The sequence below is a fragment of the Wolbachia endosymbiont of Madathamugadia hiepei genome, from assembly GCF_013366855.1.
In the GTDB taxonomy this organism is placed as follows: Bacteria; Pseudomonadota; Alphaproteobacteria; order Rickettsiales; family Anaplasmataceae; genus Wolbachia.
This window is the reverse complement of sequence record NZ_WQMP01000176.1, coordinates 1-1,693: the sequence shown is the minus strand read 5'-3', so window position 1 is coordinate 1,693 and position 1,693 is coordinate 1. Positions and strand designations below refer to the sequence as shown.

Annotated in this window: 2 protein-coding genes; both read left to right on the top strand. The window is 35.0% G+C overall.

The annotated features are described in order from the left end of the window. Positions 1 to 54: 54 nt before the first annotated feature. Positions 55 to 519: a hypothetical protein gene (locus GO685_RS05130; RefSeq protein ID WP_246226437.1), complete on the top strand. Its 465-nt coding sequence runs from the start codon at positions 55 to 57 to the stop codon at positions 517 to 519. Between the two features lie 137 nt (positions 520 to 656). Next, positions 657 to 1,307 carry a hypothetical protein gene (locus GO685_RS05125; protein ID WP_175937855.1) on the top strand — a complete coding sequence of 217 codons (651 nt, stop codon included), beginning with the start codon at positions 657 to 659 and terminating at the stop codon, positions 1,305 to 1,307. Positions 1,308 to 1,693: the final 386 nt, after the last annotated feature.

Below are 1,693 nucleotides of genomic sequence, written 5' to 3'. Positions count from 1 at the left end.
TGACAAGACTGCTGAGGTTTTTATGGGTTTTTTAAACTTCGTTGGTTCTCTCATATGGCTTCTCTAAAATTTTGTTCACAGAGACTAGTTACGGGAGCTGCTCTAGCTGTAAATTCAATGGTTAAGTTCTACGGCAAAAGAGAAGCTATATGTAGTTTAATAACGTGCACAGTGTTATGTTGTGTTCTTGAATGGCAAAATTTCAGCCCAATGATACTAGTTTCATACACCGCAATTTTAGTATCCCTTCTTTCAAGTATCATTATTTTTGAAAAATTAAAGTCTAAGTTTGACTTTCATATAACAAATTTCATTGCTTTAATTATAGCATCAGTAGTTGATAGTACTGTTGTATATATCGGGTTACTACACAAATTCCCCGCAGGTAAATGCTTATCGATATACATTAGAGATTTAGCTTTCAAATTTTCTTATATATCAATATTAAGTATCTGCTTACTAGTAGCAACACGTTTATTCCGTTGGGCAAAGAAGAAGCATATTAAGCTTTTCGCGTAACCCGCTTTCGTGACCCACGTTTCTCAAGCCACATCGCCAGTAAACGTCGGCTAAGCTTAAATCTGCTACAGTAACTTCAAAATATATTGACTTTATATACAATATTAGCTTTAAACCAGTAAAGTAGGTTCCAACACATGCGCTTTCTTTGTTCTAACTATGTTCTTTTTTTGTCTTTATGTTGTCTTTCGTTTTTTTTGTTACCTTCAATAGAGGCCCAAACAAACGATACGTCAGCAGCGGAATTTGTCCCCACACCACAAAGGAAAAAAAAGGTAGTTGAGCAACTGAGTACCGATATTATGAAACAAATAGCACAACCGAGGCAAATCATAGAAATGGAAGAAGAAGTCAACATTGACGAAAGCACTCCAATTCCAAAAAGAAAAAAAAGTGTAGGTACAAAGCCGGAAGATGCAGTAAAGCCTAGAGAAACAGAGAATGAAATAAAAAGCGAAAAGAGTGTTGAGAGCAAAAAGAACGAGTTAGTTGTAGCAGAAATTATCAATTCTATAAGAGAAAAGCTAGCAAAATGCTGGAGTATTCCTGAAAGCGTAGCTTACAAAGAAAACTTTAGTATAAAAATCAATCTATTATTATCCAATCAAGGTGAAATAATTATGGCTGATGTAGCAGACAGTAGCTCCTACAAAAATAATCCACTTTTTAGGTCAATAGCAGATAGTGCAATGCGTGCAGCATATAAATGTAGCCCAATAACTGGCTTGCCTGCCAAGCATTACCACATTTGGCGTGAAGTGACACTAGACTTTATTCTAAATGGGTAAAACCTCACAACAGACTACTCACATGCAATCCGAGTAGCTCATAGAAATAGAACTAAAAAATCGCTTGACAACCTTCGCCGTTACCCTTATCATAGTACTGAAGCTATTATTTATCTTCAGTCTGTGCAGATTAAACGACAAAAAACTCAATGTACTTGGCGTCTCATGTTTAATTTTTCGCACTATGTGACCTCATGTCTTTATAAACTTTCAAAGTTTTTACCTAATATAAGCTAAAATGAGCTTGTTAAAGCATTTAAGACAATAAAAAACGCCAATTTAAAAGATAGATAGTGAATAACTAGCTAGCGGGGTTTCTTTTGCCTTTTGTCTGTTTAGTAAATTTCTTAACGTTTAAAATTAGATCAGTTGCGGTTTAAAAGCAG